This is a genomic window from Paracoccus ravus (assembly GCF_004522175.1).
Lineage (GTDB): Bacteria > Pseudomonadota > Alphaproteobacteria > Rhodobacterales > Rhodobacteraceae > Paracoccus > Paracoccus ravus.
Genome location: NZ_SDEB01000001.1, coordinates 34,462 through 60,699 on the forward strand (window position 1 = coordinate 34,462; position 26,238 = coordinate 60,699).

The 26,238-nt window shown below is 65.1% G+C and carries 26 protein-coding genes; 8 read left to right on the forward strand and 18 right to left on the reverse strand.

Going from position 1 to position 26,238, the window contains the following annotated elements; genetic code table 11:
• Positions 1-77: 77 nt before the first annotated feature.
• The gene (gene meaB / locus ESZ60_RS00200) at positions 78-1,052 is read right to left on the reverse strand and encodes a methylmalonyl Co-A mutase-associated GTPase MeaB (RefSeq protein WP_134678392.1); all 975 of its coding nucleotides are present in this window, start codon (positions 1,050-1,052) and stop codon (positions 78-80) included.
• A gap of 107 nt (positions 1,053-1,159) precedes the next feature.
• Between meaB and ESZ60_RS00205 the strand changes: the two genes are divergently transcribed.
• The 3 genes from ESZ60_RS00205 to ESZ60_RS00215 all read left to right on the forward strand — a co-directional run bounded on the left by ESZ60_RS00205 (position 1,160) and on the right by ESZ60_RS00215 (position 3,751).
• The gene (locus ESZ60_RS00205) at positions 1,160-1,558 is read left to right on the forward strand and encodes a SoxS protein (protein WP_245155535.1); all 399 of its coding nucleotides are present in this window, start codon (positions 1,160-1,162) and stop codon (positions 1,556-1,558) included.
• 66 nt (positions 1,559-1,624) lie between these two features.
• Entirely contained in the window at positions 1,625-2,917 is a 1,293-nt protein-coding gene (gene serS / locus ESZ60_RS00210; protein WP_134678393.1) for a serine--tRNA ligase, read from the forward strand.
• Positions 2,918-2,995: 78 nt separating this feature from the next.
• Positions 2,996-3,751, forward strand: coding sequence for a hypothetical protein (locus ESZ60_RS00215; protein ID WP_134678394.1), 756 nt, complete (start codon positions 2,996-2,998; stop codon positions 3,749-3,751).
• On the opposite strand, the gene der is transcribed toward ESZ60_RS00215, so the two are convergent.
• From der to ESZ60_RS00270, 11 genes are all read right to left on the reverse strand, one after another.
• On the reverse strand, positions 3,752-5,227 hold the full coding sequence (der, locus tag ESZ60_RS00220; protein ID WP_134678395.1) for a ribosome biogenesis GTPase Der: 1,476 nt from the start codon (positions 5,225-5,227) through the stop codon (positions 3,752-3,754).
• On the reverse strand, positions 5,224-6,543 hold the full coding sequence (locus ESZ60_RS00225) for a PQQ-like beta-propeller repeat protein (protein ID WP_134678690.1): 1,320 nt from the start codon (positions 6,541-6,543) through the stop codon (positions 5,224-5,226). Before ESZ60_RS00225 ends, der begins: the two co-directional genes overlap by 4 nt.
• Positions 6,544-6,598: 55 nt before the next feature.
• Entirely contained in the window at positions 6,599-7,294 is a 696-nt protein-coding gene (locus ESZ60_RS00230; RefSeq protein WP_134678396.1) for a hypothetical protein, read from the reverse strand.
• Between the two features lie 76 nt (positions 7,295-7,370).
• Positions 7,371-8,279 (reverse strand): EamA family transporter RarD, encoded by a 909-nt coding sequence (rarD, locus tag ESZ60_RS00235; protein ID WP_134678397.1) that lies wholly within the window; start codon positions 8,277-8,279, stop codon positions 7,371-7,373.
• 209 nt (positions 8,280-8,488) lie between these two features.
• Positions 8,489-9,088, reverse strand: a complete 600-nt coding sequence (locus ESZ60_RS00240; RefSeq protein WP_134678398.1) for a superoxide dismutase — start codon at positions 9,086-9,088, stop codon at positions 8,489-8,491.
• A gap of 140 nt (positions 9,089-9,228) precedes the next feature.
• Entirely contained in the window at positions 9,229-9,663 is a 435-nt protein-coding gene (locus tag ESZ60_RS00245) for a hypothetical protein (RefSeq protein WP_134678399.1), read from the reverse strand.
• A 72-nt stretch (positions 9,664-9,735) separates the two neighbouring features.
• A complete protein-coding gene (locus ESZ60_RS00250) occupies positions 9,736-10,254 on the reverse strand; it encodes a sarcosine oxidase subunit gamma (RefSeq protein ID WP_134678400.1) in 519 nt (172 codons plus the stop codon).
• Complete coding sequence (locus ESZ60_RS00255) at positions 10,247-13,177, reverse strand: sarcosine oxidase subunit alpha family protein (RefSeq protein WP_134678401.1); 2,931 nt, start codon at positions 13,175-13,177, stop codon at positions 10,247-10,249. The genes ESZ60_RS00250 and ESZ60_RS00255 overlap by 8 nt, the downstream gene beginning before the upstream one ends.
• Positions 13,174-13,539 (reverse strand): sarcosine oxidase subunit delta, encoded by a 366-nt coding sequence (locus ESZ60_RS00260; protein ID WP_134678402.1) that lies wholly within the window; start codon positions 13,537-13,539, stop codon positions 13,174-13,176. Before ESZ60_RS00260 ends, ESZ60_RS00255 begins: the two co-directional genes overlap by 4 nt.
• Before the next feature lie 138 nt (positions 13,540-13,677).
• A complete protein-coding gene (locus ESZ60_RS00265; protein ID WP_134678403.1) occupies positions 13,678-13,911 on the reverse strand; it encodes a hypothetical protein in 234 nt (77 codons plus the stop codon).
• Between the two features lie 130 nt (positions 13,912-14,041).
• Positions 14,042-15,316: a sarcosine oxidase subunit beta family protein gene (locus ESZ60_RS00270; RefSeq protein WP_134678404.1), complete on the reverse strand. Its 1,275-nt coding sequence runs from the start codon at positions 15,314-15,316 to the stop codon at positions 14,042-14,044.
• Positions 15,317-15,498: 182 nt separating this feature from the next.
• Here ESZ60_RS00270 and ccmI point away from each other — a divergent pair, with 182 nt between their 5' ends.
• Positions 15,499-16,716 (forward strand): c-type cytochrome biogenesis protein CcmI, encoded by a 1,218-nt coding sequence (ccmI, locus tag ESZ60_RS00275; protein ID WP_134678405.1) that lies wholly within the window; start codon positions 15,499-15,501, stop codon positions 16,714-16,716.
• Positions 16,713-17,180 (forward strand): Holliday junction resolvase RuvX, encoded by a 468-nt coding sequence (gene ruvX / locus ESZ60_RS00280; RefSeq protein ID WP_134678406.1) that lies wholly within the window; start codon positions 16,713-16,715, stop codon positions 17,178-17,180. Before ccmI ends, ruvX begins: the two co-directional genes overlap by 4 nt.
• A gap of 45 nt (positions 17,181-17,225) precedes the next feature.
• Here ruvX and ESZ60_RS00285 read toward each other — a convergent pair whose 3' ends face one another.
• The 5 genes from ESZ60_RS00285 to ESZ60_RS00305 all read right to left on the reverse strand — a co-directional run bounded on the left by ESZ60_RS00285 (position 17,226) and on the right by ESZ60_RS00305 (position 22,720).
• Positions 17,226-19,406, reverse strand: a complete 2,181-nt coding sequence (locus tag ESZ60_RS00285; RefSeq protein WP_134678407.1) for an esterase-like activity of phytase family protein — start codon at positions 19,404-19,406, stop codon at positions 17,226-17,228.
• A gap of 87 nt (positions 19,407-19,493) precedes the next feature.
• A complete protein-coding gene (locus tag ESZ60_RS00290; RefSeq protein ID WP_134678408.1) occupies positions 19,494-19,844 on the reverse strand; it encodes a hypothetical protein in 351 nt (116 codons plus the stop codon).
• Positions 19,841-20,749, reverse strand: coding sequence for a DnaJ C-terminal domain-containing protein (locus ESZ60_RS00295; protein WP_134678409.1), 909 nt, complete (start codon positions 20,747-20,749; stop codon positions 19,841-19,843). Before ESZ60_RS00295 ends, ESZ60_RS00290 begins: the two co-directional genes overlap by 4 nt.
• Before the next feature lie 151 nt (positions 20,750-20,900).
• Positions 20,901-21,434 carry a molybdopterin adenylyltransferase gene (gene mog, locus ESZ60_RS00300; RefSeq protein ID WP_134678410.1) on the reverse strand — a complete coding sequence of 178 codons (534 nt, stop codon included), beginning with the start codon at positions 21,432-21,434 and terminating at the stop codon, positions 20,901-20,903.
• Positions 21,435-21,490: 56 nt separating this feature from the next.
• Positions 21,491-22,720, reverse strand: a complete 1,230-nt coding sequence (locus tag ESZ60_RS00305) for an argininosuccinate synthase (RefSeq protein WP_134678411.1) — start codon at positions 22,718-22,720, stop codon at positions 21,491-21,493.
• Positions 22,721-22,936: 216 nt separating this feature from the next.
• On the opposite strand from ESZ60_RS00305, the gene ESZ60_RS00310 reads away from it, so the two are divergent.
• Both ESZ60_RS00310 and ilvA read left to right on the forward strand, forming a co-directional pair.
• A complete protein-coding gene (locus tag ESZ60_RS00310) occupies positions 22,937-23,164 on the forward strand; it encodes a hypothetical protein (protein WP_134678412.1) in 228 nt (75 codons plus the stop codon).
• Between the two features lie 65 nt (positions 23,165-23,229).
• On the forward strand, positions 23,230-24,468 hold the full coding sequence (ilvA, locus tag ESZ60_RS00315; RefSeq protein WP_134678413.1) for a threonine ammonia-lyase IlvA: 1,239 nt from the start codon (positions 23,230-23,232) through the stop codon (positions 24,466-24,468).
• On the opposite strand, the gene ESZ60_RS00320 is transcribed toward ilvA, so the two are convergent.
• A complete protein-coding gene (locus tag ESZ60_RS00320; protein ID WP_134678414.1) occupies positions 24,431-24,826 on the reverse strand; it encodes an Hpt domain-containing protein in 396 nt (131 codons plus the stop codon). The two genes, ilvA and ESZ60_RS00320, sit on opposite strands and share 38 nt — an antisense overlap.
• A 120-nt stretch (positions 24,827-24,946) precedes the next feature.
• On the opposite strand from ESZ60_RS00320, the gene ESZ60_RS00325 reads away from it, so the two are divergent.
• Complete coding sequence (locus ESZ60_RS00325; RefSeq protein ID WP_134678415.1) at positions 24,947-26,233, forward strand: PP2C family protein-serine/threonine phosphatase; 1,287 nt, start codon at positions 24,947-24,949, stop codon at positions 26,231-26,233.
• Positions 26,234-26,238: the final 5 nt, after the last annotated feature.

Sequence of the window (26,238 nt, forward strand, 5' to 3'; positions counted from 1 at the left end):
ATTTCCACAGGCCAAAGCGGATTTCTTGTCGCGCATGGCCAATATAGGCCGGGCATAGGCCCGATCCCAGCCCCTTTTCAGGACGATTCGCCTCGGTCAAGAAGCGTCATGATCCGTTCCGCGGCGCCCTCGGGCGTCAGCTCACCGCGCGCGACCGCATCGCCCAGCAGCACGGTCTGCGCCTTGACCACGGGACGATCCAGCCGGGCAAGCAGCCCGCCGCGCAATTCCGCCATGAACCAGCGCCGCGCCTGATCGGCCCGGCGCGCCGCGAAATGCCCCTGCTCGCGCCGCCAGCGGGCCAGATGGGTCAGGTGGGCCCAGACCTCGTCCAGCCCCTCGCCACTCAGGGCCGAGACCGGCATGGCCTGCGGATAGCCCTCGGGATCCTCTGGGCGATGACGCAAGAGCCGCAGCGCACCCGCATAATCCGCGACCGTGCGCAGGGCCGGACCGCGCAATTCGCCATCGGCCTTGTTCACCAGAACCAGATCCGCGATCTCCATGATACCGCGCTTGACGCCCTGCAACTCGTCCCCGCCTGCAGGGGCGAGCAGCAGCACGAAGAGATCGGTCATCTCGGCAACCAGCGTCTCGGACTGGCCGACGCCGACCGTCTCGACCAGAATGATGTCGAACCCCGCCGCCTCGCAGAGCTGCACCGTCTCGCGGCTGCGCCGTGCCACCCCTCCCAATTCGCCGCGCGAGGGAGAGGGGCGGATGAAGGCCAAAGGATCGCGGGCCAACGTCTCCATCCGGGTCTTGTCGCCCAGGATCGAGCCGCCCGATCGCGCGGAACTCGGATCGACGGCCAGCACCGCGACGCGCAGGCCCTGCCCGGTCAGAAGCTTGCCAAAGGCCTCGATGAAGCTCGACTTGCCGACGCCGGGCGTGCCGGACAGGCCGATGCGCAAAGCCTGCCGCGTGGGCAGTTCCGTCAGTAATCGCGAGGCCCGCGCGCGATGGTCGGATCGGGTGCTTTCGATCAGCGTGATCGCCCGGGCCAGCGCCCGCCGGTCGCCGCCGAGCAGAGGCCCGATCAATTCGTCCATCGCATCCCCGCTTGCCTGTCCCTTATTTTTTCGTGGATAGGCGCAGCATCTCTCCATGTAAACGGCCCTGCTTGTTGCCGCAGGCAGGTGGGACTAACCTGCGGCAGATGAAAGACAGGCTTCGAAATCCGGGGCGCAGGCCGCTCCTTGGGCTGGGCGTCGGGCTGTTCCTCGGCGTCGCATTCGCGTCGCGGCTGCGGGCGGCGCCGCGCCTTCAATTGCTCATGATTCGCCGCAAGGGCTGTGCCTATTGCGCGCAATGGGATAGCGAGATCGCGCCCATATATGCCGATCATCCCGAAGGCCGCGCTGCACCGCTCTTGATGGTGGATGTGAACGGCCCCTATCCTGACGGGCTGGCGCTGGACCGGATGCCCTGGCTCACCCCCGGCTTCATCCTGCTGCGGGACGGGATCGAAGTGACCCGCTACGAGGGCTATCCCGGCGAGGCGCATTTCTTTCCCATGCTGCGCAAGATGCTGGCGGCAGCGCGGCAGGCAGGCTGAGGCTTTCACCCTGCGCGGTCCTGCGCTATCTGAGGCCGCGTAACCAATTTAAGGAACGGGTCAGCCATGCACGACATCCGCGCCATCCGCGAAAACCCCGCCGCTTTCGACGCAGCCCTGGGCCTGCGCAACCTGGCCCCGGTGTCGTCCGAGATCCTGTCGCTGGATGCCGACCGCCGCGCCCGCATCAGCGCCGCCGAGGCGGCTCAGGCCGAGCAGAACAAGGCCAGCAAGGAAGCAGGCGCCGCCAAGGGCCGCGGCGACGAGGACGAGTTCCAACGCCTGCGCGCCCTTGTCACCGCCAAGAAAGAGGAAAACGCCCAGCTTCAGGCCGAGGCCGCCGCGTTGGACGCCCAGCTTGCAGACCTGCTTTCGGGCATCCCGAACCTGCCGATCGAGGGCGTGCCCCCCGGCAAGGACGAAGCTGACAATGTCGAGATCCGCCGCTGGGGCGAGCCGCGCGGCTTCGACTTCACCCCGGTCGAGCATTTCGAGATCGCGGGCGTCAAGCCCGGCATGGATTTCGAGACCGCCGCCAAGCTTTCGGGCTCGCGTTTCGTGGTCTTGCAGAACGGCGTGGCGCGTATCCACCGCGCACTCGCGCAATTCATGCTGGACCTGCATGCCGAGGAACATGGCCTGACCGAAACCTGGGCCCCGGTTCTGGTCCTGTCCAAGATGATGGAAGGCACCGGCCAACTGCCGAAATTCGGCGAGGACAGCTATCAGACCCGCGAGGGCTGGTGGCTGATCCCGACCTCGGAAGTCACGCTGACCAATACGGTCAATGGCGATCTGGTCGAACATGCCAGCCTGCCGCGCCGTCTGGTCGCGCATAGCCAATGCTTCCGTTCCGAGGCGGGCAGCGCGGGCCGCGATACTTCGGGCATGCTGCGTCAGCACCAGTTCGAAAAGGTCGAGATGGTTTCGATCACCGATGCCGAGAACGGTCTGGCCGAACATGCCCGCATGACCCGCTGCGCCGAAACCGTGCTCGAGCGTCTGGGCCTGCCCTATCGCACCATCGTGCTTTGCGGTGGCGATATGGGCTTTGGCGCGCGCATCACCCATGACCTCGAGGTCTGGTTGCCCGGTCAGGACCGCTATCGCGAGATTTCCTCGGTCAGCTATTGCGGCGATTTCCAGGCGCGGCGGATGAATGCCCGATACCGCCCGGAAGGCGGCGGCAAGCCCGAATTCGTCCATACGCTGAACGGTTCGGGCCTTGCCGTGGGCCGCACGCTGATCGCGGTCTTGGAAAACGGCCAGCAAGAGGATGGCTCGGTCATTCTTCCCGAGGCGCTGCATCCCTATCTGGGAGGCAAGACGCTCTTGGATCAGAACGGGAATCTTGCCTGATACACTCGCGCGCCGCGTGAATCCGCCGCAGTTTGAAATCAAGCTGCAACCGAGACCGATCAACCCGCGTTCAAGTGGATGCGATCGGCCGGCACTCTCATCCTGGTAACAGCAACGCTGGCCTTTCTGGCCAGTACGCTGATCTATGCCTTGCAGCCGACAAGTTCGGCGGTCATCGGACCCTTTGGCACCGTGCCTCTCGATCCCGCGCTGGCGGGTCAGCTTGACCTTGCCGAACAGTTCCTGCGGCCGCGCGTGCCCGCGATGTCGGCGCTGCTGGTGCTGACTTGGTTGTCGCTGTCCTATCACGCTTTCCGACGCGTCGCTGCCCGCCCCGAAGAGATCGAACAGGACGGCGGCAGCTTCGCCGAGCAGGGCTTCCTGATCGTCGCGCTTGTCCTTGGTGCTTTCTGGCCCTGGCTCTGGAGCAGCCGCCCGAACCTCTCGGTGCTGCTTTGCGCGGGGATGCTGGCTGGGTTTCTCGGTGCGGCGTTGCGGGGCATGCGGCTGGGCAAGGGCTTTCGAAGAAGCGGCGCGCTGAGTTTTGCCGCGGGCTGGGCGACGCTCGTTACCTGCGCCACTCTGGCGACGCTGATGCAGATCAATCTTGGCGCACCCGCCGCGCTCGCCGCGGGGCTCGCGATCCTCGTCGCGGCGCTTTCCTCTGTCTTCGTGCAATTGCAGCTGGGGGGAACGATCAGCTACAGCCTGGCCGTCATCTGGGGAATGATCGCCGTCGCCGCCGGCTCGGTCGCGACCGAGGCGGCGGTGTCCACCATGTCCGTTTTGGCAATCGCGGTGATCGCCGTGGCCCTTGTCAGGGTCACGACCTGATCAGGCTTCCTTGGGCTTCTGCCGGTTCTTGTGCTTGGACAAGGCACCCGACTGATTGATCTTGTTGGCTTTGGCCAGATAGGGGTTTTTGGTCCCCTGATCGCGGAAGGTCAGACGGATCGGCGTGCCCGGCATGTCGAAATCGGCGCGCAGACCGTTGATCAGGTAGCGCTGATAGCTGTCCGGGATCTTGTCCGTATGCGTCGCCATGACCACGAAGGCGGGCGGACGGGTCTTGACCTGCGTCATGTAGCGCAGACGGATGCGACGACCACCGGGAGCTGGCGGCGGGTGAGCCTCGGTCATCGCGCCCAGCCATTGGTTCAGGCGGGCGGTCGGAATGCGGCGGTTCCAGACCTCATGCGCCTTCAGGATCGCGTTGTGCAGCCGGTCGAGCCCCTTGCCCGTGCGGGCCGAGACGGTGACCAAAGGCGCGCCCTTGAGCTGCGGCAGCAGACGCTCGAATGCCTCGCGGAGTTCATTGAGCTTCTGCGGCTTCTCTTCCTCGAGATCCCATTTGTTCGCGGCGACGACGACGGCACGGCCCTCGGTCTCGGCGAAATCGGCGATCCGCAGGTCCTGCTGCTCGAAGGGAATGCCCACGTCCAGAAGCACCACGACCACCTCTGCGAAGCGCACGGCGCGCAGCCCGTCGGCGACCGAGAGCTTCTCGACCTTGTCGGTGACGCGCGCCTTCTTGCGCATCCCCGCCGTATCGAAGATGCGGACCGGCGTGCCCATGAAATCACTGGCGACCGAGATCGAATCGCGGGTGATCCCGGCCTCGGGGCCGGTCAGCAGGCGATCTTCGCCGATGATCTTGTTGATCAGGGTGGATTTCCCGGCATTCGGGCGTCCGATGACCGCGACTTGCAGCGGCTTATGGACCGAGGGACGCCAGCTTTCGTCGTCATCCTCGTCGGCATCCTCGGAAAGCTCGACATCGGTTTCCGGAGCCTGCTGAACGTTCTGCGCCTCGAACACATCGGCCAGCGGCACGAGGGTGCGATAGAGGTCGTCCATCCCCTCGCCGTGCTCGGCCGAGATGCGCAAAGGCTCGCCAAGGCCAAGGCCGTAAGCCTCAAGGAAGCCGGTCTCGCCAGCGCGGCCCTCGGCCTTGTTGGCGGCAAGGATCACATGCTTGGCCCGCTTGCGCAGGATATCGGCGAAATATTCATCCGCCGCGGTGACGCCGACGCGGGCATCGATCACGAAGAGGCAGATATCGGCCTCATCGACGGCGCGCTCGGTCAGGCGGCGCATCCGGCCTTGCAGGCTGTCGTCGTCGACCAGTTCCAGACCCGCCGAATCGACGACGATGAAACGCAGGTCGCCAAGGCGGCCTGCCCCCTCGCGCAGGTCGCGCGTCACGCCCGGCTGGTCATCGACCAGCGCCAGCCTCTTGCCGACGAGGCGATTGAAAAGCGTGGACTTGCCGACATTCGGCCGCCCGACAATGGCGAGGGTGAAGCTCATCGATATGCCATAAGTTGGCCGTCATGGGTGACGACATAAAGGGTCTGGCCTGCAACGGCCGGGACCGCCGCGGCACCGCCCGGTATCTCGGCATTGCCGATCAGGGCCCCCGTGGCGGGGTCGAAGACGCGCAGATACCCGTCCGAGCCGGCAAGGTAAAGCCGATTCCCTGCAAGCACCGGTCCATAGTGATTCCAGACCTTGCCCTGCTTGCGCACGATGGTCTCGGTGAAATAGGGCAGCTTCTGCGCCCAGACCCGGCCGCCATTGCTGGCATCGAGCCGGATCAACTGTGCCTGATCGTTCACGATGAAGACCGAATTCCCGGCCACGAGGGGCGGGCTCGAGGCCCCTTCGGGCGCTTCCCATTTCATGGCGCCGCTTGCCATGTCATAGGCCCCGACCCGGCCCGAACTGGTTCCGGCATAGACCGTCCCGCCCGAGATCACCGGATCGCCGGTCATGTCGCGGAAAAAGCCGATCGAGCGGCCCAGACGCGAGCCCGCGACATTGGCGCTCCAGATCTGCGTCCCCTCGGCCGCATCGACGCCCTGCAATTGCCCGGTCGCAAAGGGAAACACCACCGTGCCGCCCGAGACGGCCGGAGCCGCGCTGCCCATGACCCCCGCCATGGCATTATTGCCAAAGGCACGCCACATCACCCTGCCGTCGCTGGCGCGGACCGCCCAGCCCGTCGCATTGCGGCCCATCACATAGACCGTGCCATTGGCAACCGTCGGCGCGCCCGAGATCGGGGCCTCGACGCGCTGCCGCCAAAGCACGGCCCCGCTGCGGGCGTCGAGCGCGACCAGTTCGCCATAGCCCGAGGTGGCAAAGACGCGCCCCGCCTCATAGGCGATGCCCCCGCCCGAGGCACTGCCGCCCGTTTCACCCGCAGGACGCAGGCTGCGGGTCCAGATGCGCCCACCGCCCGCCGTGGTCGCGACCAGATTGGCTTGGCTGTCCAGCGTATAGACCACCCCGCCCGCCACGATCGGCTCGGCGGTGATCCGCCCCCGGCGGTCCGAGGCGGCTCCGACCGGCGCGCTCCAGATCCGGGTCGTGCCGGCCCCCAGCGCCATGTTTCCGCTGGCCGTCCCGCGCCCGGAACGCTGCGTCCAATCGGCATTTCCCTGCACCGGCGGAAGCGTCAGTGCCGAGGTCGTCCCGGCCAGCCTGCCCTCGACCGGCGGCCCATCGGGCGAGGTCACGGCGCGCGGATCGAGCCGGGGTCCCGGCAGGGTCTCGTCACGCTGGGTGCAGGCAGAAAGCGCCAGAAGGCCCGTCATCGCGGCAATCAGGGGCAGGCGGGTCATCGCGATCTCCTTGTTGCGGCCAGTCTGGCGCGCCTTGTTCTTCATCCCGCGCATCTTATTGGGACGGAGCAACCGGCATGGATTGCGGAACCACACCGTCGGCCTGCTCGGGTTCTTCGCCCAAGGCAATCATCACCTCGGCCAGACGGCGGCGCAAGGGCTCGGACAGCCCGTCCTTTTGCTGGATCTGGCGGATCAGCACGCTGGCATCCTCGGTCCGCCCGGCGGCGATCAGGGCGACGGCCTTCTGCTCGAGCGCAAGCAGTTCGAAAGGCGCGCCGGCCTTCGAGAGTTCGGCCAAAATGGCGTCGCGCTCGGCGGCATCCATGCCGGAGCCGGCAATCATCACCGCCTTGAGCAAGGCCAGATCATGCAGCAGCCGGTCATCCTTGACGCCTTCGGCCGCGTCGCGCAGGCGCTCGGCCGCCTGTGCGGTCAGGCCGGATTCGGCCTCGACCCCTGCCGCCAGCATTTCGCTCAGCAGTTTGCGGCCCTTGGCACCCTGCGGGTCGATGCCCTCCAGCGCGGCCAGCCGCTCGGGCGCTGTTTCGGAGGCAAGGACCGCGTCGCCCCAGGTCCGGGCCGCAGCTTCCGCGCGGTCGGCGGCATATTCGCGCCAGGCCGCCCCGGCGACCAGCGCCACGATCAGCAGGATCGCGATCCAGCCAAAGCGACGGAAGGCCAGATACAGCCTGTCGCGCCGCAATTCTTCGGTCACCTCGTCAATGAAGCTGTCGTTCTGGTTCGCCATGTCGTCCCCGTCTGCTTTCGCGCTTTTCTATACGGGCTTGCGATCAATTGCCAATGGTGAGCGGCGACGGGCGCCCTCAGGCCCCGCGCCTCAGCCCGATCCCCAGCCGCAGCAGCGCGGGCGCGGAATAGATCGCGAGCGCGAACCAGATCATCGAAAAGGCGATCATGTGCCAGAAGGTAAAATCTTCGCCAAAGACCAGCACGGCGCAGAGAAACTGCAGCGTCGGGTTCAGATAGAGCATCAAGCCCAAGGTGGACATCTCGACCCGGCGCGAGGCAAAGCTGAACATCACCAGCGGCACCGCGGTGATGATCCCCGAGGCCAGCAGCAGCAGCGTGACGCCCGCGCTCTGGCCAAAACTGACGGGCTGGGCCAGGGCTTCGGGCATCAGCCCCAGTTTTTGCGCGATGAGCCAGCCCAAGGCCAGAGGTGTCAGGATGGCGACCTCGCAGGCGACCGACAGGACCGGCCCCACCGCCAATGCCTTCTTGGCGACGCCGTAGAGTGCAAAGCTGATCGCCAGCGCAAACGAGATCCAGGGCGCGACGCCCAGGCCCCAGGTCAGCACGATGACCGCAAAGCCCGCGAGCAGCACGGCGACGAACTGGGCCGCGCTCAGCTTTTCGCCAAAGACGAACAGTCCCATCACCACGGCGATCAGCGGAAAGATGTAATACCCGAGCGAGCTTTCGACGACAAAGCCCGCCTTCACCGACCAGATGAACAGACCCCAATTGATCGAGATGACCAGCGCGGCAAAGGCCAGCCGCGCGAAATAGGGGCCGAACAGGGTCCGGCGAAATTCGGCCAGGCGGCCCTGCCAGCCCAGAATGGCCAGAAAGAACACCAAAGACCAGATCGTGCGATGGGCCAGCACCTCGATCACCGCGACGCCGGAAAGCTGGTGATAGAAAAGCGGCGAAAGGCCCCAGGTCAGGCAGACGCCGATCATGGCCCAGAATCCCTTGCCCCATTCAGACATGCGCGCCTCCATACGAGAGGTCCGGACATGCGCCGGTTTCGGGCGGGGGGCAAGAGCCATTTCTCGCGACAGGGGTCCAGAACGGGGGCTGCGCCCCCGCGCCTGCCGCACCCCTCGATGGGGTGCGGCAGGCGCTCCCCAGGATATTTCGATGCCAACGAAAAAGGCCCGCCGGGTGGGGCGGACCTTGGCATTCGCTGGGGATCGGATCAGAGGCGCGAGGCCACGTTTTCCCAGTTCACCAGATTGTTCAGGAAGTTTTCCAGATATTTCGGCCGCGCATTGCGGAAGTCGATGTAATAGCTGTGCTCCCAGACGTCGCAGCCCAGAAGGGCCGTCTGGCCGAAGCAGAGCGGGTTCACGCCATTCTCGGTCTTGGTCACCTTGAGCGAGCCGTCGGAATCCTTGACCAGCCAGGCCCAGCCCGAACCGAACTGGCCGACGCCCGCTTCCGAGAATTTCTTCTTGAAATCTTCGACCGAGCCGAAGGATTCGGTGATCGCCTTTTCCAGATCGCCCGGCATCGCGCCCGGGTTCGGACCCATCATTTCCCAGAACTGGGCGTGGTTCCAATGCTGGCTGGCATTGTTGAAGATGCCGTTCTGCGCCACGGCGCCGGACTGGTAGGTGCCCTTGACGATGTCCTCAAGGCTCTTGCCTTCCCACTCGGTGCCGGAAACCAGCTCATTGAGCTTGTCGACATAGGCCTTGTGGTGCTTGTCGTGGTGATATTCGAGCGTCTCTTTCGACATGCCGCCTGCCGCCAGCGCGTCATGGGCATAGGGAAGATCGGGAAGGGTGAAGGCCATTTTCGAAGTCCTTTCCAAGGGGTTCGGAACGGGTTTCTGACACAGCTGCCGGGTCGGGGAAACCCCCAAGCGTGCCTGACCGTTGCCGCATTGGCGTCAGGCGTGACAACGCGTGGCGGCGGGGCGGGGTTCCTTGTCCCCTATTCCGAGGGCGAGACGCATTGGCCCGCTCCGGTCATCCGGTTCGCATAGCCCTCCGCCGTCACCAAAAGCGTGGCCGAGCCATCGGCCTTGCTGACCCGCAGCCGGAAATCCAGCCGCTCGGCATATTGGCCGGAATGGTTGCGGACCTTGCCCAGCGCCCAGCCATAGCTGCGGCTCTGGCGGTCATCCGCCGTCACGACCGCCTTGATCGGTCGCCTGACCAGATCCTTCAGGATCGGATCAAAGACCTCGATTCGGCCCGCTTGCGGCCCTTCGGTCTGGCGCGTCAGCATCAGGAAATCCGGCACCCAGCCGGTTCCGCTTTCGTCGATGATCTCGCACATCATCACACGCAATTCAGGCTGCCGGGGCTGCGCAAGCCCGGCAGGGGAAAACAGCAAAAGACAGGCGACAGTCAGCAGGCAGCGCATCAGAACCCTCGCGCAGTGATCCGCGCCATCCAAAGCCGCCGGGACGAAAACCACAAGTCCGGATCGCCGCAGCTAGCGCGGATCCAGAGACGTGCCCGCGCTTGCGGCATTCACCAGCAGCGCCCGCAGGTAATCCGCGACCGACCGGAACCCGATAATCGCAAAGCCTTCGTCCTGCCGCCAAATGGCGCATGCCACCTGCGCCGCGCGGCTGCGAAGCATGCCGTCCTGCGGCATGGCGGAGAGATTCGCGGGCGTCAGCTTGGCCAGAACCTGCCCAGCGCTGGGGCCTTGGACAAGGAATCCCACCCGCATGTCGCTGACATCCAGAACCAGCGCATGCCGACCTGCAAGCGAAGCGGCAAGCGCCGCCAGAGCGGGCGCGACCTGATCGCGCGGAAGGACCAGCAGCAATTCGTCGGGAGACATCCAGCACAGCCGCCGCGCCCCGGCGAGGCTGGTTCCGGTCCGCTCCGGGATCGGGATGCCGAGCGCCTGCGCGATATCAGGGCCCGTCTCGGACAGAACCGCCCGGATCTGGATCATGCCAAGGCCCGAGATCTCGGTGATGCGTGCCAAAGCCTCAGCCATGCGTGCGGACTCCTTCCTTGTCATAGAATACCGGATCGACGATGCGCGCCCGATAGCTCACCGCCCCATCGCCGGGGAATTCCAGGATCTCGCCCATGCGCTCGGGCCCGCGCAGCACCAGCCCCATCGCGATCGGTCTGTCGAGAGTCGGAGAAAGATAGGTCGAGGTCACGCGGCCCTGCATATTGCGCTGGCCATTGCCGTTCACGCCGGGTGCGACGGCATAGGCGCCATCGGGCAGCACCCGCCCATCGGTGCTTTCCAGCCCAACCAATTGCCAGCGCTCCGGCGCGGCCATGAAGCTGCGGTCCTGTGCGCGCTTGCCGATGTAATCGGGCTTCTTCCGGCTGATCGCCCAGCCCAATCCCAGATCCTGCGGGATCACCGTGCCATCCGTCTCGTCGCCGATCATGATGAAACCCTTTTCGGCACGCATGACATGCATCGCCTCGGTGCCATAGGCGGTGACGCCCAGATCGGCCCCCGCCTCATGCAGCCTTTCCCAAAGCTCGAGGCCGCGCCCGGCGGGAACGGCGATCTCGAAGCTGAGTTCGCCAGAAAAGCTAATCCGGTAGACGCGCGCGGGGATGCCCGCGATCGTTCCTTCGGCCCAGCCCATGAAGGGCAGCGCATCGGAGGAAAGATCCATGCCGCCCAGACGTTCCAGCAGATTGCGGGCCTGTGAGCCGACCACCGCGATCTGCGCCCATTGCTCGGTCACATTGGCGGTCCAGACCTGCCAGTCCCACCACTCGCATTGCAGCCAGTCCTCGAGATGAGCATGGATGCGCTCGGCCCCGCCGGTCGTCGTATGGACCAGCCAAGTATCCTCGGCGAGCCGCGCGGCGACGCCGTCGTCGATCAGGAAGCCGTTCTCGTTGCAGATCAGCCCATAGCGGCATTTTCCCACCGGCAGCGTGGACATCATGCCGGTATAGATCATGTCGAGGAATCGCCCCGCATCCGGCCCCTTCACGATGATCTTGCCAAGGGTCGAGGCATCCAGCGTTCCGACGCCCCCGCGCACCGCCCGGACCTCGCGCGCGACGGCTTCGGCATGGCTTTCGCCGGGTTGCGGATAGCAATAGGGCCGCCGCCAATGGCCGACCGGCTCCCAATGCGCGCCACGGGCCTCGTGCCAGCCATGAAGAGGTGTCTTGCGCAGGGGCTGGAACAGATCGCCGCGCGCCTCGGCCGCAATCGTCCCGAAGGTCAGCGGTGTATAGGGCGGACGGAAGGTCGTCGTCCCGGTTTGCGGGATCGGCTGTTTCAGCGCGGCCGACAGCGCGGCCAGTCCGTTGATATTGCTGACCTTGCCCTGATCCGTCGCCATGCCAAGCGTGGTATAGCGCTTGGTGTGCTCGACGCTTTCATAACCCTCTTGCGCGGCCAGTTCGACATCCGAGAGCTTCACGTCATTCTGGAAATCCAGCCACATCTTGGCCTTCATCCCGCGCGAGGCGTTCATCGGCATCACCCAGACCGGCATCAGGGCCTGCTCGGCAGCTGCGCCGGTGGCCTTGGCAACCAAGAGATCGCCCGCCGCGGCACCGACCGGCGTCACCATCGCCGCGCCATCCGCCCCGGTCGGCGGGCGCGCGGGATCGGGAATGAACATCGCCCCTTGCTGATCCCAGTTCAGCTTGCCGCCGCAATGGGACCAGAGATGCACGACCGGCGACCAGCCACCCGACATGGCGACGCAATCCACCGCCAGGGTTTCAAAGACCCGCCCCGCACCGACATATGAGCAAAGCTTGACCGCTTCGATGCGATGCCCGCCGCGAATGCCAGCAATCGCCGAGGCCGGCAGGATACGGACACCGCGACGCTTCAGGGTCTCGACCAGCGCGCCGGTGGGGTTCATGCGCGCATCGACCACGGCGGCAACTTCGAGACCGGCATCCAGCGCGGCCAGCGCGCTGCGATAGGCATCGTCATTATTGGTCACCACCAGGATCCGTCGGCCCGGCGCCACCCCGTAATCGACGATATAATCCCTCACCGCCGAGGCCAGCATGACTCCGGGGACGTCATTGCCGGCGAAACTCAACGGTCGTTCCAGCGCACCTGTCGCGGTGACGACATGTCCGGCCCGAATGCGCCACAGCCTCTGGCGCGGCAGCCCTGCCGAAGGCTCGTGATCCGCAAGGCCCTCGCGCGCGATCAGGTAGCCATGATCATAGAGCCCGGTCGCCATGCAATTGCGGCGCAGCCTGACATTCGGCAGCGCCTTCAGATCGCGCAGAAGCCCGTCGATCCGCGCCTGACCGTCCGGATGATCCGTGGGCGTCCGCCCGCCCCAATGCGGCGCCTGTTCCAGGACGGTCACGCTTTTGCCCTGCCGGGCCTGATCGAGTGCCGCAGCAAGCCCCGCGACTCCGCCGCCGACGACAACCAGATCGACATGGTCATAGGCCTGCTCATAGCGGTCGCCATCACCTTCGGTCGGAGCCTTGCCCAGCCCGGCGGAACGGCGGATCAGCGGCTCGAACAGATGCTTCCAGAACGGGCGGGGGTGGATGAAGGTCTTGTAATAGAACCCCGCTGGCAGAAAACGCGACAGCCAGCCATTGACCGCGCCCAGATCGAAGCCAAGGCCGGGCCAGCAATTCTGGCTGGTGGCGACCATGCCCGCGACAAGGCGCGTGGTTGTGGCACGCTGATTGGGCTCGAAATAAGCCCCCTCGCCCAGGCCCAAAAGCGCGTTCGGCTCTTCGACCCCGGCCGCGAGCGGCCCCCGCGGCCGGTGATACTTGAAACTGCGGCCCATCACCAACTGGCCATTCGCCAGCAGGGCCGAAGCCAGCGTGTCGCCGCGCACACCGCGCAACTCGCGATCATCGAAGCGGAAGGACAAAGGATAGGCGCGGTCGATCAGGCGACCGCCCGCGGCCAGGCGGAAGGGTCCGGCGTCAGTCATTCGTTCGGTCTTTCGGCAGGTTCCGGATCACGAGGCGCAATGGCCGTCGGCGTCCAATCGGGACGACGGGCACGGATCGCGGCGAGGATTTCAGGCGGAGGGGCGGCATTCTGCGCCAGGTAAGTCCCAAAGACCTCCAGCGTGGCGGTGCAGCGCGCGGCGAGGAACCATTTGCCGCAGCCATAGGCGTGACGCCAGCGTTCGAAATGCACGCCCTTGGGATTGCTGCGCGCGAAAAGATAGGTCTCGAACGCCTCTGCGCTCGATCCCGGTCCAACACGCTTCAGATGGGCCTCGCCGCCGGGATGAAGTTCGGTCTCGTCCGCCGTGATGCCGCAGCAGGGGCAGGTGAGGGTCAGCACGGTTCGCTCCTTGGGTCATGCACAAACGTAAAAGGCGCACCGGCGGCAAGCCGGGCGCCTGAATCGCACCGTGCAGTGTCGAAATAATCTGCCGCGACCCGCGCCGAGAGGCAGTTTGCCTCTCGGCCGAGTTCTGGATCAGTTGCTCGCGGGCGGCGTGGTCCCTGCCGGAGCAGGGTCGGTGGTGGCGGGGGCGGCGGGCTCGACACTGACCGCGCCATCGGTCGGGGCCGGCTCGGGCGCGACGACGGCACCGGTTTCAGCCGGGGTCGGCTCGGGGGCACCACCGGACATGAACCAGTAGATGACGGCCAGCACGACGATGATAGCGCCGATGATGAGCCACATATTGCCCTTGGTCTGTTCCGCCATGATGAAAGCTCCTTGGTCATGGTGACGTGCAGCAGAAATGCGCCACCCTCGCAAGAGTTCCCTTGAAATCCCGGCATTTTCCGCTTTCCCCCGTCATGGGCGAAAAGCTGCCCGGCTGGCGACGCGCGATTCAATGCGCGACTCCTGCCGCGACGCTCTCATCGATGAACCGCCCCTCGCGGAAGCGGTCCAGCCCGAATTCCGCGGCCAAGGGCCCCGGCGCGCCCTGGGCGACCAGCTCTGCCATGGCCCAGCCCGAGCCGGGAATCGCCTTGAAGCCGCCCGTGCCCCAGCCGCAATTCACGAAGATATTGCCAACCGGAGTGGTGGAAAGAATCGGCGAGCGGTCGCCCGTCATGTCGACGATTCCGCCCCATTGCCGCAGCATCTTGAGCCGCGAGAGCATCGGAAAGGTTTCGACCAGCGCGCGGACGGTTTCCTCGACGTGATGCCAGGATCCACGCTGGGTATAATTGTTGAACCCGTCGGTTCCGCCGCCAATGACCATCTCGCCCTTGTCGGATTGCGACATGTAGCCGTGGACGGTGTTCGCCATGATCACCAGATCGCAACAGGGTTTGACCGGCTCGCTGACCAGGGCCTGCAAGGCCAGGGATTCGATGGGCAGCCGGAAACCGGCCTTTTCCGCCAGAACCGAGGAATGGCCCGCGACGACCAGCGCCAGCTTGTCGCATTCGATCCGGCCCTTGCCGGTGTTCACCGCCCGGACCGCGCCGCCCGAGGTCTCGATTCCCGTGACCTCGCAATTCTGGATGATATGCATGCCCATGGCGGAACAGGCCCGGGCATAGCCCCAGGCCACGGCATCATGTCGGGCGGTGCCGCCCCGTTCCTGATACAGCCCGCCCAGCACCGGATAGCGCGGACCGTCGATATTGATGATCGGCAGCATTTTCTTGATCCGCTCGGGACTGACCCATTCGGTTGCGACATTCTGCAGCCGGTTGGCGTGGACGGTGCGCTTGTAGCCCCGGACCTCATGCTCGGTCTGCGCCAGCATGAGCAGGCCGCGCGGGCTGAACATCACGTTGTAGTTCAGATCTTGCGACAGGTTTTCATAGAGTTTCAGCGCCTTGTCATAGATCGCCGCCGAGGGGTCCTGCAGGTAGTTCGAGCGGATGATCGTGGTGTTGCGCCCGGTATTGCCGCCGCCCAGCCAGCCCTTTTCGATGATCGCGACATCGGTGATGCCGAAATTCCGTCCCAGGTAATAGGCGGTGGCGAGCCCATGCCCGCCCGCGCCCACGATCACGACCTGATATTTCTCCCGCGGCTCGGGACTGGCCCAGGCCCGTTTCCAGCCCGAATGCATCCGCATCGCTTCGCGTGCGAGGGCAAAGACCGAATAGCGGCCGGTGCTTTTGGTGGCAGGATTGGACGGCATGGGACGACCTTTGCAGATTCTCGCAGGGCAGAGTGGTCCTTTGCCCTGCCCCGGGCAAGCCGGCCCTGCGACGCAGGGATTGACGATTTGCGACAAAGGGCGGCGCAGATCTCCCGCGCGCGGCTTTGACTTTTGCCGACAGGACAAACCGGCTATCACCGAGTGGCACAGAGGAGCCGTGGATGTTCTGGATCATATGCGCCGTCATGTCGGCAATCGTTGCCACCTCGATCGCTTTGCCGCTGCTCCGGCGGCGCGGTGCCGGCGAAGAACCCGCCGCGGCCTATGACCTGCGTATCTATCGCGATCAGCTGCGTGAGGTGGACCGAGATCTGGAACGTCGCGTGATCGAGCCCACCGAGGCCGAGCGCCTGCGCGCCGAGATCGGCCGCAAGGTTCTGGCCGCCGATCGCGCGCTGTCGCAGGGTGTCTCGATGCGACGCGCGCCGGGCGGCATCGCGGCGTTTGCAGTTCTGCTTGGACTGATGCTGGCCGGACTTTGGCTGTACCAGCGGATCGGGCATCCGGACATGCCCGATGCGCCGATCGCTTCCCGGATCGCCTTGGCCGAGGCGTTTTACGAAAACCGGCCCTCGCAGGCCGAGGCCGAGAAAATCGCCCCCAAGGCGGCGCGTCCCGCGCCGGATGCCGAATATACCGCGCTGATCGAACAGCTTCGCGCGGCGGTCGCCAAGAACCCCGACGACCCGCGCGGTCAGGAGCTTCTGGCACTGCACGAGGAACAGCTGGGCAATCTTGTTGCCGCCAAGGCGGCGCAGGAAAAGCTCGTCTCCCTCAGGGCCGAGGAGGCCAGCGCCGATGATTTCGCGCGTCTCGCGGGCCTGACCTCGGCCGCCGCCGGGGGCATGATCACCCATGAGGCCGAGGCGGCCATGACGCGCGCGTTGGAACTGGACCCGATGAACGCACAGGCCCGCTTCATGTCCGGGCTGATCCAGATCCAGATCGGTCGTCCCGACCAGGCTTTTCCGATCTGGGCGCATCTGCTGCGCGAGGGCCATGAGGATGCAAGCTGGCACGGGCTGGTCCGCTCGGCCATCGAGGATCTGGCATGGTTTGCGGGCGAGGCGAACTACACGCCCCCGCAAATCGCGCCCGCGCTTCCGGGCCCCGATGCCGATGCCATGGCCGCTGCGTCCGAAATGGCCCCCGAAGATCGCCAGCAGATGATCGAGGGCATGGTCAGGGGGCTGGAAACCCGGCTCGCCACCCAAGGCGGCCCCCCCGAGGAATGGGCCAGGCTGATTTCTGCCCTTGTGGTTCTGGGGCAAAACGACCATGCCCGGGATATCTATGGCGAGGCGCGGACGCGCTTTGCCGCCAACCCCGAGGCCCTTGGCGTGATCGAGGCCGCGGGCCAGGAATCGGGACTGCAATGATCTGCGAGACGATCGAGGAATTCGCCAGCGCCCTGCCCCGCGCGGGGGCCATTGCCGGGCTGGATCTGGGGACCAAGACCATCGGCGTCGCGGTCAGCGACGGGCTGCGCAGCGTCGCCTCGCCGATCACGGTGATCCGGCGCGCCAAGTTCACCCTCGATGCCGAGGCTTTGCTGAAAATCGTCGCGGATCGCGCGCTGGTCGGGCTGGTTCTGGGGCTGCCGCGCAATATGGACGGGTCAGAGGGACCCCGCGCGCAATCCACCCGCGCTTTCGCCCGCAATCTCGAACGCCTGACGCCGCTGCCGATCAGCTTTTGGGACGAGCGGCTCTCGACCGTCGCGGCCGAACGCGCGCTGCTCGAGGGCGACACCTCGCGCAAGCGCCGCGCCGAGGTCATCGACCAGGTTGCGGCAGGCTATATCCTGCAAGGCGCGTTGGACCGGCTGCGCTTCCTGGGCTGAGACAGGCGAAAGCGGCCCTTTCGGGCCGCCTTCCGGTCATATGGTTCAGTTCACGCTGGCCGTCTGCGTGCCGACCGGGAAGGACCACATGAAGGTCTCGCCCGAGGCATCATCGACGCCATCATTGTCGGTCGCGGTGAAGGCCGTGCCGTCGGAGGTGATGGCGAGGCTTTCGACCTTGTCCTGCACATAGCCGTTCCACTGTTTCAGGTCGGGGATCAGATCGCGCACGAGGGTCTTTTCGACCAGCGGCAAATCGCCGCCCAGCGGCGCGGGTTCCAGCCCGTCAAGCGAAACCGCGGTGACCTGCTTCAGGACCGCCGCCTGACCGATCAGATTGTCGCGCTCGATCAGGAAGATCCGGCCATCATGGATGGCAAGTTCGGACAGACCGACCCAGCCCTCGCCCTTTTCCAGCGGATAGCGGACGCCTGCCCATTCGCCCGATGCAGGATCGTAGCGCAGCAGCTTGGCCTGTCCCTTGGGATCGTCCTTCCATTCGCGCTGCACGGCCATCCAAAGCTTGCCGTCCTGGTCCAGAGCGATGCCTTCCAGCCCGAAACGGGTCGATTGCGCGGTCAGATCGGCGGGCAGTTCCACCGCCTGCTGCACCGCGCCCGCGGCATCGACATGCAGGATCTGATGGGGAATGTCCTTTTCCGGATTGCCCTCGCTTGCCAGCCAGAAACCGCCCTGCCCGTCTGACGCGATGCCTTCCAGATCGAGCTTCTCGGCGGGCTTCCCGTCCTTGCTGACCACCATGGCGGCGGTGATGCGCGCGGGTTTCGACGCGGTCTCGATGCGGTAGATCGAGGGGGCGGCCTCATAGGCGCTGTCGCTGACCGCATGCAGCACGGACTTGTCCTGCGGATCGACCGCAAGACCCGAGATCGCGCCCCAGCCGATCAGTTCCTCGCCTTCCGAGACCAGCGTCGGATAAGCGGCCTCGCCTTCGGCCCGCTCATAGAGCATGACATGGGCGCGGGCCGCCCCGTCTTCGCCCAGATCGGTCTCGTTCGCGCTGGCGAACAGGTTGCGCCCGGGGATCGCGACCAGCCCTTCCGGTCCGATGCCCGAGGGCAAAAGCTGTTTCAAACTGGGCTCGGCCGGGTTTGCCACGTCATAGACGCCGATCACGCTGCCGCGCTCCGAGCCGACGAAAAGCAGCTTCTCGCCGTCGAATTCGGCAAATTTCAGCGCCTCGGGCTCGACGCCCTTCTTGCCCGAGCGGCCTTCGGGATAATGCCCGATCCGAACGATCTCATGCTCAAAGCTCGCGCCGGATTCGTAAACGACCGAGCCGTCGCGGTTCCAGATCGTAAAGCCGCGCGAGCCGCCTTTCCAATCGCCCTCATTGGCGGTGGCGAAATGGTCATTGTCGATCCATGCGACCGTATCGGGTTCGCGCGGCACGTCCTTGAGGCTGCCGGTAAAGTCCAGCTTGCCGTCCTTTTCGGTATCCACGCCGTCCAGATCGACCATGCCCGCGCTGAAATGCGAGGCGACCTTGCCATCCGCGCCGATGACGACGATGTGGTTGTTTTCCTGCAAGGTGACGACCAGATCGCCCTTGGCGTTGAAGTCCAGATATTCCGGCTCGGGATCTTCGGCCGCGATCTCGGCCAGACCGGTCAGTTCGACGATCTGTTGGCTTGTGCAATCGACCTGACCGTCCTTGATCGTCAGGCGTGTGACATAGCCCGCGGGCGCCTGCGGGATCGCGCCATCATTGACCTCTTCGTCACGCTCGTTTTCGATCACGACGGCGAGCATGTCGCCCATGGGTGAAATCGCGACCGAGTCGGGCTGCCCGCCCAGATCGCAGCTTGCGGTCAAGGCCTTTGTCTTCAGATCGACCGAGCGCAGCGCGCCCGAGGGTTGGGTGAAGCTTTCCGAGGTGTTCACCCCGACAAACGCCGTCTCGCCAAGCACGACCGTGGTGGTGGGCTCGCCATCCATCGGGATATTGCCGATGGGCTTGGGCGCGTTCGGGTCGGTGATGTCGATCAGGCCGATCGCGTTCAGCGGGCTGTCGGAATAGATCAGTTCCATGCCGTCGGCCGTGGCGGTCATGATCTCGGCCGAGGTGGCGCGGGCGCGATCTTCGCCCTCGGCCATGTTGTCGGCGGTGGCAAAACTCGCGATGCGGTTGAAAACCGGCTCGGCAATCGCTGGCGACGCGGCAGCCAGCGCGATGAGCGAGCAGAAGGTCAGACGAAAGGTCATGTGATCCTCGGGGGTTGGCGTGTTCCCCGCGGATGTCGCGCCGCGATGTAACACCCCGTTGTCGGGGGCGTGACGGTTCGGTGACGTTTATTCGCGCGTGACGATGCGGACCTCGCGAATCGCGGTCTTGAGACGCAGCCGCGTCTCGGCGGGCTCGCGCGCGACCGCGTCCAGGATCGCCCGCATATCGCCCCGCAGCCCGTGCAACTGGTCCACCAGGGACAGGACCAGTGCCAATGCCTCGTCATCGAGGTGATAGCCTTCGGACAGATCCGCGACCAGTTGAAGCCTCGCAATGTCCAGCGCCCGAAACAGCGGCCCGGCCTCGGACTGCACCGGCTGCACCACGCCGCTGCGGATGTAGCTTTCCAGCTGCACGCGCGAAATTTCGGGCAATTCTGCCAGCGTTTCGGTCAGGGTGTAATGCCGGCGTGTCATTTTCCCCTCCTCGGATCATAGGCGTTGTTCTCGCGCCATTCTCGCATGAACCGCGCAAGATCGTCGTCGATCCGGGGCGGCATGACCACTTTCAGAACGACATGCTGATCGCCCCGCTTTCCGCCCTCGCCCTTCAGCCCGCGTCCCTTCAGGCGCAGCTTCTGGCCGGTATTCGACCCGCGCGGCACGTTGATCATCACCGGCCCGTCGATGGTCTCGGCCTCGACCTTGCCGCCCAGCACGGCCTCGTCCAAGGTGATTGGCAAGGTCGTCTCGACATCGTCCCCGTCGCGCCGCCAGTCTGGATCCTCGGCCACGATCAGGGTCAGAAGCGCGTCACCCGGCCCGCCATTGCCATAGCCGGGGGCGCCCTTGCCGCGCAGGCGGATGATCTGCCCGTCCCGCGCGCCCTCGGGCACCTTGACGTCCAGAAGCGCGCCATCGGGCATGGTGATCCGGGTCGATCCGCCCCGTGCGGCGGTCATGAAGTCGATCTCCATGGTGAAGCGCTGGTCCTGGCCGCGCATGTCGAAGCTGCGCGCACCGCCGCGCCGCCGCGATCCGCCTTGGCCGAAAAGATCCGAGAACACATCCGAAAGATCGTCGAAATCCTGCGCGCCCGGTCGATAGGGATTGTCTCCGGCCTGGGCATAGTCGCGGTAGTAATGCCGCTGCGGGCGCTCTTGCCCCGAGGCGTCGATCTCGCCTCGATCGAAACGCCCGCGCTGCTCGGGATCCTTGAGCAGATCATAGGCGGTCGAGGCCGCCTTGAAGCGCTCATGCGCGACCGGATCGGGGTTCAGGTCGGGATGATCCGTCTTGGCGATCCGGCGATAGGCCTTCTTGATCTCGTCCTGGCTCGCAGTCTTGCCCAGGCCAAGCGCCTTGTAGGGATCTTCGGCCATCGCCGTTCTGTCCTTTCAGATGGTTGCGGCCTGCCTCTCCGGGCAAAGGCCTTTACCCCATCCGATATGATGAACGAGATTTTGTCCAGTTTCGCGAAAGGGGGCGTGCCCCCCGTGGCCTCGACCCCTCGAGGGGGTCGCGGCCGCGTGCCTATGCCTTTGGCCGGAACGCCGCGATGCGCGAAGGGTCAGTCTCAATCCGGGCCGCCCCGATCAGATCGAGGCAATAGGGCACTGCCGCGAAAACGGCTTCGAGACAGGTGGCGATGGCCGAGGGCTTGCCGGGAATGGTGATCATCAGCGTCGCCCCCCGGATTCCCGCCGTCTGGCGCGACAGGATCGCAGTCGGCACCTCGCGCAGGCTGGCGCGGCGCATCTCTTCGCCAAAGCCGGGCAGTTCCTTTTCCATGACATCCGCCATGGCCTCGGGCGTCAGATCGCGCGGCGCGGGACCGGTGCCGCCGGTGATCAGGATCAGGTCGTTCCCCGCCTCATCGGCCAATTCGCGCAACGTGGCCGCCACGCTGTCGCGCCCATCCGGGATGATCCTGCGGGTGATCTCGATCGGCGAGGTGATGACGCCGCGCAGCCAATCCTCTGCGCCCGGCCCACCCTTATCCTCATATTCCCCGCGACTCGCGCGGTCCGAGACGGTGACGATGGCGATACGGGCGGCATGGGACATGGCGGAACCTGCGTCAAAAGGAAAAGGGCCGCGGGGATCGCCCGCGGCCCTTCTTGTCACTTGGCGACGCGCGCGTTGCGGGTCGCGATCAGTTTCAGGCGCAGCGCGTTCAGCTTGATAAAGCCCGCCGCGTCCTTCTGGTCGTAAGCACCGGCATCTTCCTCGAAAGTGACGTGCTTTTCGCTGTAAAGCGAATGATCCGACCAGCGGCCGACGCAGCTGGCCGAGCCCTTGTAGAGCTTCAGACGGACCGTGCCGGTGACATGTTCCTGCGATTTGTCGATCAGGGCCTGCAGCATCTCGCGCTCGGGCGAGAACCAGAAGCCGTTATAGATCAGCTCGGCATAGCGCGGCATGATCGAGTCCTTCAGGTGACCCGCGCCGGCATCCAGCGTGATCTGCTCGATGCCGCGATGGGCTTCCAAGAGGACGGTGCCGCCGGGGGTCTCGTAGATGCCGCGCGACTTCATGCCGACGAAGCGGTTCTCGACGAAGTCCAGACGGCCGATGCCATGCTTGCCGCCCAGCTCGTTCAGGCGGGTCAGGATCGTTGCGGGCGACAGCGCCTCGCCGTTGATCGCGACGGCGTCGCCCTTTTCAAAGGTGATCTCGATGAATTCCGGCTCGTTCGGCGCTTCCTCGGGGGAAACCGTGCGCTGGTAGACATATTCCGGCGCGGCCTCGGCAGGGTTTTCCAGCGCCTTGCCCTCGGACGAGGTGTGCAAGAGGTTCGCGTCGACCGAGAACGGGGCCTCGCCGCGCTTGTCCTTGGCGATCGGAATCTGGTGCTCTTCGGCGAATTCGATCAGCTTGGTGCGCGAGGTCAGGTCCCATTCACGCCAGGGCGCGATGACCTTGATCGAGGGGTCGAGCGCATAGGCCGAAAGCTCGAAACGAACCTGATCGTTGCCCTTGCCGGTCGCGCCATGCGCCACGGCATCAGCCCCGTGCTTATGGGCCAGTTCAACGAGATGCTTGGAAATCAGCGGGCGCGCGATCGAGGTGCCCAGCAGATACAGACCCTCATAGAGCGCATTGGCGCGGAACATCGGGAAGACGAAGTCGCGCACGAATTCCTCGCGCACATCGACGATATGGATGTTCTCGGGCTTGATGCCCAGAAGCTCGGCCTTGGCGCGCGCGGGTTCCAGTTCTTCGCCCTGGCCCAGATCGGCGGTAAAGGTGATGACCTCGCAGCCATATTCGGTCTGCAGCCATTTCAGGATGATCGAGGTGTCGAGCCCGCCCGAATAGGCAAGGACGACTTTCTTCGGCGCGTCGGACATGCGTAAGCCCCCTTTGAATGTCGGGGCAGGGAATAGGCCCTATTCTCGCCGTGAACAAGTGTGCGCAGGCCGCCTGACATCGCAGCGCACGCCCTTTCACCCCAAAGCCGCATGTCGCGCCCTCGCCATCAGGCCGTCTGAAGTCTCGGCAGCAAAAACATGACGAATCAAGCGAGTTCGTCCAGACTGCCGCGCGTGTGTTAAAGAGGTTTGGCAATGGCCCAGGTTAATTGCGATTATTGCGGCGGCTATGGTCACCTGCCCGGCAAGAGCGCCGACAAGGTGACGACCTGCCCCAAATGCCACGGAACGGGAAAGGTGCGCGAGGCCAGGACGCAGCCCCAGCCCGGTCTCAAGAGCAAAGCCGCGCAACAAAAATCCTCGCCGCCGCTTTGGTTCTGGATCGTCGCAGGAGTCATCCTTCTGGTCATTCTGGGCGGCTGATGCTCTGCATGGCACGCGCCAAATTCGCTTGAACCTTTGGTCAGCCCCAGCGTATCTGCATCTTCATGACCGATTTTGCCGCCGCTGTCCGAGAGGCCGAGGTCGCGCTGCGCGATCTCTTTGAGCCGACGCCCCTGCAGAAGAATGACCATCTTTCGGCGCGTTACGGTGCCGAGATCTGGTTGAAGCGCGAAGATCTGACCCCCGTTCGCAGCTACAAGCTGCGCGGGGCATTCAACGCGATGCGCAAGATCGGCGCGGGAACGGCGGGACATTTCGTCTGCGCCAGCGCGGGGAATCACGCCCAGGGCATGGCCTATGCCTGCCGCCATTTCGGCGCGCGCGGCACGATCTTCATGCCGGTGACGACCCCCAAGCAAAAGATCGACAAGACCCGCATCTTTGGCGGCGATGCCATCCAGATCGTGCTGACCGGCGATTATTTCGACCAGACGCTTGCCGCCGCGCAGGACTTCGCCCGCGAGCAGGGCGCAAGCTTCCTGTCGCCCTTTGACGATCCCGACATCATCGAGGGGCAGGCGACGGTCGGGCTGGAATTCCTGAGCCAGCTGGGCGAGGCACCCGATCTCGTGGTCCTGCCGGTCGGTGGCGGCGGCCTTTCCGCAGGGGTGAGCCGCTTGCTCGCCGAATTGTCGCCGCAGACGCAGATCGCCTTTGCCGAGCCCGAAGGCGGCGCAAGCCTGCACGCGGCGCTGACCAATGGCGCCCCGGTCACCCTGCCCGCGGTGGACAATTTCGTCGATGGCGCGGCGGTCGCAAGGATCGGCGCCCTGCCATTTTCGACCCTGTCGCGGTTTTCCCCCGACCTGGTCCATCGTGCCCCCGAGGACCGCATTTGCGCCACCATGCTCGAAATGCTCAATATCGAGGGTATCGTGCTGGAGCCGGCCGGCGCGCTGACCGTCGACGTGCTGCGCGACATTCCCGATCTCGCCGGCAAGCGCGTTGTCTGCATCTGCTCGGGCGGCAATTTCGACTTTGAACGCCTGCCCGAGGTCAAGGAACGCGCCCAGCGGTTTTCCGGCCTGAAGCGTTATTTCATTCTGCGCATGCCGCAACGACCCGGAGCGCTGCGGGATTTCCTTGGCCTGCTCGGTCCGAATGACGATATTACCCGGTTCGAATATCTCAAGAAATCGGCCCGCAATTTCGGCTCGATCCTGATCGGCATCGAGACCACCAGTCCCGAACAGCTTGATGATCTGCGCGACCGGCTGGAGGGCGCGGGGATCGGGCATCGCGACATTACCCGAGACCCCATCCTGTCCGAATTCCTGATTTGAGCGCAGGGGCCGGGGCGAGATGATCGCCCCGCCTGCCCAAGACCAGTTTCAACCCGCCGAAGAGTCCCTGCTTTGACGCGGAATAGCAGATGGCCAAGCCGTCCAGATCGATATCCGCGGCTCTGCCGTTGCAGGTCAGACTTTCGCCCTGATCGCAAAGATCGCCAAATTCGCGAAAGCCAAGCGTCCGCGCGCAGCCCTTGAGAAAGTGCAGATCTGTCGCCAATTGCGCGGCATTGCGCCTGGCAAGGCGCAGGATGACGCCCTCGACCTCGTCCAGAAACAGGTCGAGGATCAGCGCAAATTCATCCGGCCCGACATCGCTTTGCAATTCATGGATGCGGTTCCAGTCCAACATTCGGCAACCTCAGGAAGAACGCTTCCTCCTCCATACCACGAATTGGGGCGCCCGGGGCCGATGCTGAAAATTCTCGGCATTAACGGAAGGTTCAACGCTCCTGCCGTAATCACACAGGCCATGAGCAGCGGCGATTCCATTTCTGGCGACTTACCCGGTTCCGGCTGGCGGCTTGTCCTGCTGGTCGATGAAAGCCGGGCGCAGCGCCGCGCGCTGGCGGTTCAGCTCAGGCGGGCGGGCTATGATGTCCTCGAGGCGGCAGGCGTCGATGAGGCGATGCAGATTTGCGCCACCCGCCATCCCGATATCGTCATTTCCGACTGGGGTACGCCGGGACGGAACGGGCTGGATTTCTGCCACCAGTTCCGCGCGATGGCGCGGCAGCGCTACGGCTATTTCATCCTGCTGACCTCGCGCACGGACAAGCTGGACATTGCTGCGGGCTTGCGCGCCGGCGCGGATGAATTCCTGACCAAGCCCGTTTCAGGCGCGGAACTGCTGGCCCGCCTTTCGGCGAGCGAGCGGATCCTGAGGATGGAAGAAAGCCTGCGGCAGACCAATCTTCAGTTGAAGGACGCCTTGACCCGCCTGCGCGAGCGCGAAGCCGTGATCGAGCGCGACTTGCGCGAAGCACGGCGTCTGCAACAGGGGCTTGTGCGCGAAAGAGACGGATGTTTCGGACCTTTCCAGCTGTCGCTGCTGATGCGTCCGGCGGGCCATGTTGGCGGCGATCTGGTCGGCTTCTTTCCGATCGATGCGCGTCGGATCGGGCTGTTCGCGCTGGATGTCTCGGGACATGGCGTCGCGGCCGCCATGCTTTGCGCGCGGCTTGCATCGCTTCTGGCCGGCACGCCCGAGCATAATATCGCCATGCGCTTGGGGCGCGATGGCCGCTATGTCGCGCGCCCCCCGGTCGAGGTGGTGCGCAGCCTGAACAAGCTGATGGTCGAAGAATTGCGGACCGAGACCTATTTCACGATGATCTATGCTGAACTGGACCGCGTTTCGGGACAGATGCGTCTGGTGCAGGCGGGCCATCCGCACCCGATCCTCCAGCGCGCCAATGGTGCGATCGAACTGATCGGCAATGGCGGCCTGCCCGTCGGGGTCTTCGAAACCGTCGATTACGAAGAGATCAGCTTGCAGTTGCACCCAGGCGACCGGCTGTTCATCACCTCGGACGGGATCACGGAAACCGAGAATACGCGCGGCGAATCGCTGGGCATGGACGGGCTTGAGGCGATTTTGCGCACCAACGCGATGCTGCGCGGGAATGCCCTGCTGGAATCGATCTGCTGGTCGGCGGCCAATTTCGCGGCCGGGCAGCGCAATGACGATATTTCGGCCGTGCTGGTCGAGCATCTTGCCGATGCTCCCGGCAATCCCGATCACCTGCGGCTGCAATAGGGCCG

Bases quoted from the DNA above. Each gene is read 5' to 3' on its own strand.
- ESZ60_RS00270 (WP_134678404.1), bottom strand. From the start codon at position 15,316: ATGCCGTCCAATCCTGCCACCAAAAGCACCGGCCGCTATTCGGTCTTT.
- der (WP_134678395.1), bottom strand. From the start codon at position 5,227: ATGAGCTTCACCCTCGCCATTGTCGGGCGGCCGAATGTCGGCAAGTCC.
- meaB (WP_134678392.1), bottom strand. From the start codon at position 1,052: ATGGACGAATTGATCGGGCCTCTGCTCGGCGGCGACCGGCGGGCGCTG.
- ccmI (WP_134678405.1), top strand. From the start codon at position 15,499: ATGTTCTGGATCATATGCGCCGTCATGTCGGCAATCGTTGCCACCTCG.
- ESZ60_RS00250 (WP_134678400.1), bottom strand. From the start codon at position 10,254: ATGGCTGAGGCTTTGGCACGCATCACCGAGATCTCGGGCCTTGGCATG.
- ilvA (WP_134678413.1), top strand. From the start codon at position 23,230: ATGACCGATTTTGCCGCCGCTGTCCGAGAGGCCGAGGTCGCGCTGCGC.
- ESZ60_RS00325 (WP_134678415.1), top strand. From the start codon at position 24,947: ATGAGCAGCGGCGATTCCATTTCTGGCGACTTACCCGGTTCCGGCTGG.
- ESZ60_RS00255 (WP_134678401.1), bottom strand. From the start codon at position 13,177: ATGACTGACGCCGGACCCTTCCGCCTGGCCGCGGGCGGTCGCCTGATC.
- ESZ60_RS00265 (WP_134678403.1), bottom strand. From the start codon at position 13,911: ATGGCGGAACAGACCAAGGGCAATATGTGGCTCATCATCGGCGCTATC.
- ESZ60_RS00230 (WP_134678396.1), bottom strand. From the start codon at position 7,294: ATGGCGAACCAGAACGACAGCTTCATTGACGAGGTGACCGAAGAATTG.
- ESZ60_RS00225 (WP_134678690.1), bottom strand. From the start codon at position 6,543: ATGACCCGCCTGCCCCTGATTGCCGCGATGACGGGCCTTCTGGCGCTT.
- rarD (WP_134678397.1), bottom strand. From the start codon at position 8,279: ATGTCTGAATGGGGCAAGGGATTCTGGGCCATGATCGGCGTCTGCCTG.
- ESZ60_RS00215 (WP_134678394.1), top strand. From the start codon at position 2,996: ATGCGATCGGCCGGCACTCTCATCCTGGTAACAGCAACGCTGGCCTTT.
- ESZ60_RS00205 (WP_245155535.1), top strand. From the start codon at position 1,160: ATGAAAGACAGGCTTCGAAATCCGGGGCGCAGGCCGCTCCTTGGGCTG.
- ESZ60_RS00305 (WP_134678411.1), bottom strand. From the start codon at position 22,720: ATGTCCGACGCGCCGAAGAAAGTCGTCCTTGCCTATTCGGGCGGGCTC.
- ESZ60_RS00290 (WP_134678408.1), bottom strand. From the start codon at position 19,844: ATGACACGCCGGCATTACACCCTGACCGAAACGCTGGCAGAATTGCCC.
- ESZ60_RS00295 (WP_134678409.1), bottom strand. From the start codon at position 20,749: ATGGCCGAAGATCCCTACAAGGCGCTTGGCCTGGGCAAGACTGCGAGC.
- ESZ60_RS00320 (WP_134678414.1), bottom strand. From the start codon at position 24,826: ATGTTGGACTGGAACCGCATCCATGAATTGCAAAGCGATGTCGGGCCG.
- ruvX (WP_134678406.1), top strand. From the start codon at position 16,713: ATGATCTGCGAGACGATCGAGGAATTCGCCAGCGCCCTGCCCCGCGCG.
- ESZ60_RS00240 (WP_134678398.1), bottom strand. From the start codon at position 9,088: ATGGCCTTCACCCTTCCCGATCTTCCCTATGCCCATGACGCGCTGGCG.
- ESZ60_RS00285 (WP_134678407.1), bottom strand. From the start codon at position 19,406: ATGACCTTTCGTCTGACCTTCTGCTCGCTCATCGCGCTGGCTGCCGCG.
- ESZ60_RS00310 (WP_134678412.1), top strand. From the start codon at position 22,937: ATGGCCCAGGTTAATTGCGATTATTGCGGCGGCTATGGTCACCTGCCC.
- serS (WP_134678393.1), top strand. From the start codon at position 1,625: ATGCACGACATCCGCGCCATCCGCGAAAACCCCGCCGCTTTCGACGCA.
- ESZ60_RS00245 (WP_134678399.1), bottom strand. From the start codon at position 9,663: ATGCGCTGCCTGCTGACTGTCGCCTGTCTTTTGCTGTTTTCCCCTGCC.
- mog (WP_134678410.1), bottom strand. From the start codon at position 21,434: ATGTCCCATGCCGCCCGTATCGCCATCGTCACCGTCTCGGACCGCGCG.